The 8,509-nt window shown below is 41.1% G+C and carries 5 protein-coding genes; 4 read left to right on the top strand and 1 reads right to left on the bottom strand.

Features of this window, described 5'->3' with window-relative positions:
- Positions 1–147 precede the first annotated feature (147 nt).
- Positions 148–1,530 (top strand): aldehyde dehydrogenase family protein, encoded by a 1,383-nt coding sequence (locus tag BBROOKSOX_RS07685; RefSeq protein ID WP_139660642.1) that lies wholly within the window; start codon positions 148–150, stop codon positions 1,528–1,530.
- A gap of 19 nt (positions 1,531–1,549) precedes the next feature.
- On the opposite strand, the gene msbA is transcribed toward BBROOKSOX_RS07685, so the two are convergent.
- Positions 1,550–3,268 (bottom strand): lipid A export permease/ATP-binding protein MsbA, encoded by a 1,719-nt coding sequence (msbA, locus tag BBROOKSOX_RS07680; RefSeq protein ID WP_139660639.1) that lies wholly within the window; start codon positions 3,266–3,268, stop codon positions 1,550–1,552.
- 112 nt (positions 3,269–3,380) lie between these two features.
- On the opposite strand from msbA, the gene BBROOKSOX_RS07675 reads away from it, so the two are divergent.
- The 3 genes from BBROOKSOX_RS07675 to BBROOKSOX_RS07665 are packed head-to-tail and all read left to right on the top strand — an operon-like array spanning position 3,381 to position 7,750.
- Positions 3,381–5,021, top strand: a complete 1,641-nt coding sequence (locus BBROOKSOX_RS07675; protein ID WP_139660636.1) for a CTP synthase — start codon at positions 3,381–3,383, stop codon at positions 5,019–5,021.
- On the top strand, positions 5,021–5,344 hold the full coding sequence (locus tag BBROOKSOX_RS07670) for a hypothetical protein (RefSeq protein WP_139660634.1): 324 nt from the start codon (positions 5,021–5,023) through the stop codon (positions 5,342–5,344). The genes BBROOKSOX_RS07675 and BBROOKSOX_RS07670 overlap by 1 nt, the downstream gene beginning before the upstream one ends.
- 30 nt (positions 5,345–5,374) lie before the next feature.
- On the top strand, positions 5,375–7,750 hold the full coding sequence (locus BBROOKSOX_RS07665) for an RCC1 domain-containing protein (RefSeq protein ID WP_139660631.1): 2,376 nt from the start codon (positions 5,375–5,377) through the stop codon (positions 7,748–7,750).
- Positions 7,751–8,509: the final 759 nt, after the last annotated feature.

The following is an 8,509-nucleotide window of genomic DNA, read 5'->3' as shown; positions in this document are numbered from 1 at the left end:
TAATATGAGGCTTTAGAGTATTGGTATAATTTGAAGCCTGATTTGTTTATCAGAAAGCCTGATATGTTTCGGAGTGTGGTTTTTGAAAGTAGGGAATAATGTGGTGAAACCTGACACTAAACAACTAAGCAACGCATAGGAGGCATAATGGAAAAATTAATCGTTACCCAGGCTTATACGGGTGAAACGCTAGCTGAGCTGGAAATGCACGACAGCACACAAGTACAGCAGATGTTGTCCACAGCGCAAGCACTGCATAAAACTGGGAGATTGCCAGAGGTTCAACGCATTGAGGTGTTGCAAAAATTAGCCGATTTGGTGGGGGCTGAGCATGAAGATTTTTCACGCTTAATTGCCAATGAGGGCGGCAAACCCATTCGTGATGCAAGAGTGGAAGTTACCCGTGCTATTAGCGGTATTCGTATTGCCATTATTGAATTGGGCAATATTAAAGGCGAAGAAATTCCAATGGACTATACATCCGCAGGAGCAGGGCATAAGGCACACACGATACTTGAGCCAATCGGCGTGGTAGTGGCAGTTAGTGCCTTTAATCACCCGCTGAATTTAGCAATACACCAAGTTATTCCTGCCATTGCCAGTGGTTGCCCTGTGATTATCAAGCCTGCCAGTTTAACGCCACTGTGCACATTGCGTTTAGCGGTGTTAATCCAAAAAGCAGGATTGCCAGTAGGCTGGGTGCAAGTCGCTTTGCTGAATAATGAAAATGCAGAAAAATTAGTCACTGACCCGCGTGTGGCATTTTTTAGCTTTATTGGCTCTGCTAAAGTAGGCTGGAGCCTCAAATCAAAACTTGCACCAGGCACGCGTTGTGCCTTAGAGCACGGTGGCGTTGCGCCGCTGATTTTTGATGAATATACAGATGAAGAAGGTTTTGTAAATGGTGTGGTAAAAGCCAGTATGTATCATTCTGGGCAAGTTTGTGTTTCGGTGCAACGCATCTATGTAGCTGAAAAGCGCATGCAAGATTTGGCACAGAAAATTGCCACTGTTGCCGCTGGGCAAGTGGTTGGCGATGCGATTAACGAAGACTGCGATTTAGGTCCGCTCATCTCAGAAAAAGAGACAGATAGAATTGAGCTTTGGGTTGATGAAGCAATCGCATCAGGTGCACAGTTGATAACAGGCGGCAAGCGTATTAATGCGCTGAGTTATGAGCCAACAGTACTGCTAAACCCACCCAAAGACGCTAAAGTATCTACCCAAGAGGTGTTTGGGCCTGTGGTGTGTATTTATGGCTACAAAACACTTGATGAGGCAATTGAACAAGCAAACAGTTTGGATGTTTCATTCCAAGCGGCAGTATTTAGTGATAATGCGCAAAGGGCAATGGAGGTGGCTAAAAAATTAGCAGCCAGTGCAGTCATGATTAATGATTACACCACTTTTAGAGTGGACTGGATGCCATTTTCGGGTAGAAAACATTCAGGTTATGGTATCGGAGGTATTGGTTATACGATGCGTGATATGCTTGAGTATAAGATGATAGTTGTCAAAAAAACAAATTAATGATAAGGACTGAGAAGAATTAATTAAACTGATGTTTATACAGTGAGGCATATTCACCATTTGCACTGAGTAATTCTTGGTGTGAGCCTTGTTCAATGACTTCACCTTGACGAAGTACTATAATTTTATCGGCTTTTTGTACGGTGCTTAGACGGTGAGCAATAATAATAGTAGTGCGGTTTTTTTGCATTTCATCTATGGCTGCTTGAACTTTTTTCTCGGTGGCAGAATCAAGTGCAGAAGTCGCTTCATCAAGAATCAAAATCGGACTGTCTTTGGCTATTGCTCTGGCGATAGCCAAACGCTGGCGTTGACCACCAGAGAGTTTGGTGCCATCTTCGCCGATTTGAGAATCAAACTTTTCACTTAAAGCCTCTACAAAGTCATAAGCATTTGCAATTTTGGCAGCATTTTCAATTTTCTCATCACTCATATTTTGTATTTGACCCAGTGCAATGTTGCCTTTCACGCTGTCATTAAATAGGCGTACATTTTGGTCAACAAAGGCGATTTGCGTGCGTAATGAATCCAGTTCAAATTCGCAAATATCGGTACCGTCAATGGTAATACTGCCTGATTTTGGCGAATAGAATTTAGCCAAGAGTTGAATAATAGTGGTTTTACCGCTACCGGTAGAACCAACAAGGGCGATAGTCTGACCTGCTTTAATATCTAAATCAATATTATTTATTACATTGTTTTGGTCGGTGTAGCCAAAAGAAACACGATTAAATTTAATCGCACCTTTGACATCTTTAAGCTGTTTTTTGCCGCTATTTTGCTCCTGCGGTTCGTCTATCAGTCCAAACACACTTTCACCAGCCGTCATTGCTGTTTGTAGTGGTTTGTTGATATTAATTAAACTTTTGGCGGGTTTGACCAGCATGCCCATTGCGGTGAAATAAGACAAAAATTCACCCGCAGTCATTGTTAAATAAGTGGCAGAAAAATACACCACACTTGCCAAAGATAAGCCAATTAAAATATTAACAAAGATCATGTTAAAAGCACTGGCCATATCTACTTTAAAGCGTTGTTGGCGAATCGTTTGAATCAAGGCAAAGAATTTATCGCTTTCTTGATTTTGTGCATTGTAGATTTTGACTAATGAGCTTCCTGAAATATTTTCATTCAACAAGTGTGTCATACTGCCCATATATTGTCGTACTTTTCTACTGGAATTGCGCATACGCGTAGAAGATAACTTAACTGCTAAGAACACTAGTGGTAGAAAGATAATCAGAGAGAGGCTAAGCGCCCAACTTTTATAAAATAAGTAAATAATGAGAATAATAACAAAGACAAAAGACTTGACAAACTCTAGCCAAATAGTAGAGGCAGCATTGGCGATTTGTTCTACATCGTAAGTGAGTTTAGATAAGGTTTCACCAGTAGGGTGTTGGTCAAAATACGCCTTGGGTAATGTTAGCAATTTGGCAAACATATTTGCACGCAAATCCATAATCACTTTGTTAGACACCCATGAACTTGTTGCAGTAGAAGTTAGTGCAAATATAGAGCTGGCAGTAATCACAGCAAGTAATATGCCCGCATAAAGTAGTGCAGTTTGTGTGTTGCGCTCACCAACAAACAAGTCATCAATAATGCGTCCTGTGATTTCAGGAATTGAGCCTTCTAATACGGTTGCAAATATCATCATCAAAGAAGTGAAGACAAGCTTGCCAACATGAGGCTTTAGATAATAGAACAGTCTTGAGGTAAAGTTTTTGTAACCCATTTTAAGAATTTTACCTAATTAGCATATTGCCACAAGTTTAGTTTTGCGTAAAGTTTTCTTTAAATAGAGGGTTTTTTTAGGTATTATATGCCTTTCAACTTTGTCACTTTTTATGGCAACAAAATATATCTTTATTACTGGCGGTGTGGTGTCTTCTTTAGGCAAGGGCATCGCTGCTGCTTCTTTGGCAACACTCTTAGAATCTCGCGGACTTAAAGTCACCATGCTTAAGTTGGATCCCTATATTAATGTTGATCCAGGTACGATGAGTCCATTCCAACACGGTGAAGTTTTTGTCACGAATGATGGCGCTGAAACTGACCTAGATTTGGGTCATTATGAAAGATTTGTACGCTTACAGTTAGGTAAGAAAAACAACTTTACGGCAGGGCGTGTATATCAGCGTGTGATTGAGCGTGAGCGTCGTGGTGATTATTTGGGCGCAACGGTGCAGATTGTGCCACACATTACCAATGAAATCAAAGAATTGACACAAGCAGGTGCACAAGGTGCGCAGGTTGCCTTGGTTGAGATTGGCGGCACAGTCGGTGATATTGAGTCGTTGCCATTTATGGAGGCCATTAGACAGATGAGTCTTGAATTGGGTCGTGAAAATACCTTGTTCGTGCATTTAACCTTGTTGCCTTATATTAAAGTCGCAGGGGAATTAAAAACCAAGCCAACACAGCACTCTGTAAAAGAATTGCGTAGTATCGGTATTCAGCCTGATATTTTAATTTGTCGTTCCGAGCACGAACTGCCTGAAGAAGAGCGTGCTAAGATTGCCTTGTTTACTAATGTAGCGTCAGATTCAGTCTTTACATCACTTGATGTTGATACCATTTATAAAGTCCCAAGAGCCCTGTATGAACAAGGTTTGGACGATATTGTGGTGAAAAAATTATCCATTGATTGCAAACCAACCGATTTGAGCGAGTGGGACAGCGTGGTTGACAAACTTTATTCACCTGAGGCTGCTGTTGATATTGCCATGGTGGGTAAATATATGAATCTAACAGAAGCCTATAAGTCGCTGTCAGAGGCTTTATTGCACGCAGGCATTCATACCAAAACTAAAGTTAATATCCATTATTTTGATTCTGAAGAAATTGAAGAAAAAGGGGTGGGCTGTTTAAGTGAAATGAGCGCGATTTTAGTACCAGGTGGTTTTGGTAATCGTGGTGTTGAAGGCAAGATTGCCGCGGTTAAATATGCACGAGAAAACCAGGTGCCTTATTTAGGTATTTGTCTTGGTATGCAGGTTGCAGTGATTGAATACGCGCGTAATGTGGCAAATATGGGTGGCGCTAACTCTACTGAGTTTGACTCATCTAGTCCATATCCAGTGATCGGTTTAATCACTGAATGGCAAGACGAAGAGGGCAATACACAAACGCGTGATAAAGATTCTGATTTGGGCGGAACGATGCGTTTAGGTGGTCAAGAGTGTGCTTTGACTAGCAATTCAAAGTCTAGAGAAATTTATGGCAAAGAAGTGATTACTGAGCGTCATCGTCATCGTTATGAAGTTAACAACAACTTGATTGACAAAATAGAAGATGCAGGGTTAAAAATTTCCGGGCGTTCAATTGATAACTCTTTGGTGGAAATGGTAGAAATTTCTGACCACCCTTGGTTTGTGGCTTGCCAATTCCACCCAGAGTTTACCTCCTCACCACGCGATGGGCACCGATTATTTGAGAGTTTTGTTAGGGCGGCATCAAAGGCACACAATCTTATTTTATCTTCGTAATGCTGTTTCAACAGGCATATGATAAATTTGAAAATGATACATTCAAACAAGCGCTTAAAACCTTAACGCTTGATAACTTACCACTTTCTGTGTGTTGCCGCCATAGTGGTAATATTGACAAAGACTCTGTTGAGATTACAATTCTTTCAAGCGCTGAGTCTGAGGATATTATCCAATTAAAAACAGGTGTATTTTTTCGTGAAGTGTTAGCAGGATGTGTTTGTAGCGATGATGTATCGCAGACAATCAATGATGAAAATGGCTATTGTGAACTGCAAGTTAAATTTAATAAAGATACCAATAAGTTAGAAATAACATTATAATTAACAAAATTATCTTTTAAATTTAAAATCATGAACCCAATATCTCTTAGCCCAAATTTTGCCCGCATTCTACTATTAAGCACAGCCCTTATTGTCTCAATCAGCACAGCCATTGCAGGCGGACGCTCTGGTGAGCGCAACCTAATGGATGATTACTTGCAAAGCAAAACATCAGTAAATTCTAGTGCTTCTTCTGCTTTCTCACAGCAATCCACACTCATCAATAACAACGCTTTAGTCTTTAACCGAGGTGCTACTAGTGTAGATAACGATGATTTTGATAAAAAATTCTCACTTGCCAAAACACTCACAAACATTCGCAATACTAGCAACGCAACAACAAACAGCTCTAACGCACAACTCCTAAACAGTTTACTAAAAACACTCAATGTTGATTCAAAAACCAATGGTTTTGTAAAAATGGATTTACAAAAAAGAGCACAAGAGGCTTCTCTTTCAGGGTTGGTTGACAACATGTCACCAACTGCAATATTCAACCGTTTTGACCTCAGTTCCAGCAGTGGTCAACATTGTGGTGAGTACCGAGTTATTTACCATAAAAATAATGGCGGTAGATTCTTTCTAATCTTTGAGGCTCAATACCCCAATCCTGAACTCAAGAAGGGCAAAGCAGGCTGTTTTGCAGTGGCAGATTTTTGGAAAGAAATAGGAAGTATGAGCAAAACAGATGCGCTAGTACAACTAGAAAAATTCTTTTATCAAGGCTTAGAACACAAGGGCGTGCAATTACCTGCAGCCATTAACTTCGCTCACTACACTCACGGCACAGGTCAAGTGCGTTCTAACGCATTCATTAACAGTCCATGGCAGCTTAGAGAATTTAAAACCGATATCAATACCAAAGGAGAGGCTGTTTTTGTTGCCGACAGCGTTAAATCCAACCCATTGGCCGAGCTTTTTGCTAAGGAAGGAAGCCTAGATTCAGATTCGTTAAAGGATTTGAGGGTTGACTTCATTCGTGATTTTAGTGGCTATGTTGATAACTTATTAGCACCTGAAAAGCGTGCAACTAACCCTAGTTCTAGCGACATTATTAATGGTTTTGGCTTGGAAAATGACAACCAATACAATGAGTTTCAATCAGACTCTAGTGCTAGTGACAATACCGCTAACGCCAAAAACACAAACTTAAAAACAATCATCAACAACAAACTGGCAGCATTAAATTTGTCAGGTTACAATGCAAAAATGATTATGAATCGTGCTGAGGCAATGAGTTGTGGCGGTTGCCATCAAAACAGTAATGGTGCAGAAATTGCCCCGAATGTTAAATGGCCACCGAGTAAGTTTTTTGTCCATGTTGATGAGCAGGGCAATCTATCTCCAGCATTAACCAAGCAATTTTTACCTGCTCGAGCGGCTTTATTGGCAGATTACTGGCAAAAAACAGTAGATAAAACAGTAGAAAAGTGGCGTTTTGCTGAGGTGGATTACTCTAGTGCCTATAATGATTTTGGTGGGTTGCATAATGCGCTAAATTATCTTAACAATTATGCCTTTGCCACCCTTAAAGACGATGGGTCAATCACGGCGTGGGGCGCGAGTTGGGCAGGTGGCACAAGCGCACCCTCTGATAATGGCTATACCAAGATTTATTCAACTGCGACTGCCTTTGCCGCCCTTAAAGCTGATGGATCAATCACGGCGTGGGGTCAGTCGGATCGGGGAGGCACAGGCGCACCCTCTGATAATGGCTATACCAAGATTTATTCAAATGGGTGGGCCTTTGCCACCCTTAAAGCCGATGGATCAATCAAGGCATGGGGTAATTCAAAGTATGGAGGCACAGGCGCACCCTCTGATAATGGCTATACCAAGATTTATTCAACTTATGTTGCCTTTGCCGCCCTTAAAGCCGATGGGTCAATCACGGCGTGGGGTGATTCGGATGAGGGAGGCACAGGCGCACCCTCTGATAATGGCTATACCAAGATTTATTCAACTGCGTATGCCTTTGCCGCCCTTAAAGCCGATGGATCAATCACGGCGTGGGGTGATTCGGATTATGGAGGCACAGGCGCACCCTCTGATAATGGCTATACCAAGATTTATTCAACTTGGGGTGCCTTTGCCGCCCTTAAAGCCGATGGATCAATCACGGCGTGGGGTGGTTCGGATACTGGAGGCACAGGTGCACCCTCTGGTAATGGCTATACCAAGATTTATTCAAATTGGAGTGCCTTTGCCGCCCTTAAAGCCGATGGCTCAATCACGGCGTGGGGTGGTTCGGATACTGGAGGCACAGGTGCACCCGATGGTAATGGCTATACCAAAATTTATTCAAATGGGACTGCCTTTGTCGCCGTTAAAGCCGATGGTTCAATCACGGCGTGGGGTGCAGATCCTGGAGGCATTACACCTACATCTAACGCTACATCCGATTAAATATAGGGCAATGCCAACTTAAAGTTTTTTAAAATTAACGGATTAAAATATTTAAAGACGCTCAAAGAACCTTAGTGCGATTTATCCGAAAGTTGACTAAAGGGTAGTAGTTCTTCAAGTATTGGCGGATTAAACCATGGGCGTTCTCATTAGAGCCCCTTGCCATGACGCATACAGATCAGCAAAGTAAATATTAATACTTTAAATGATTAGATAAGGTAGCGTGTTGCATGATTTCAGAGTCTCTATCATAGGTCATAGGCAAGCGTAAGAATTCAGGCATCGCTTTGTTTTTTGTTCAAATCTAAGTGGTGGAAAAGGACTAAAAATAGAGAAATAAAGCAAGAAAGCAGCTGGGAAAATAAGTTTTTTTTAGGCTTTATGAAGAAATACAGGTAATTTTGAAAATATTTTTGAAAAAATCTAAAAATTGAAATTAAGGTGAAAAATTATGAGTTATGCAAAAGTCTCGAATAATTTAAACCGACCGAAATAAGGCTGTGGCTAATTTGGAAAATAAGGGGACGTTACCCTTATTTATAGGGGTATTTTAGCGTAAATTCTTTTGTAGTGGAGAATAAGATACTGTCTTGAATTCAACTTGCAAGTGTAAAACATTGCATAGAAGATGTTGCACTTGGTTTTTGAATTTAAGGGATTATATTGAGACCTTTGCATAAATAGGAACAATCATCAGAAACCCACTTTTCACCCACTTGGCGATTTTTTAAACCCAGCCTTAGCCCTGCTAGGACAAGG

This window comes from bacterium endosymbiont of Bathymodiolus sp. 5 South (genome assembly GCF_900128535.1).
GTDB lineage: Bacteria > Pseudomonadota > Gammaproteobacteria > PS1 > Pseudothioglobaceae > Thiodubiliella.
The sequence above is the reverse complement of the archived record's forward strand: the minus strand, read 5'-3'. Positions and strand labels throughout refer to the sequence as shown.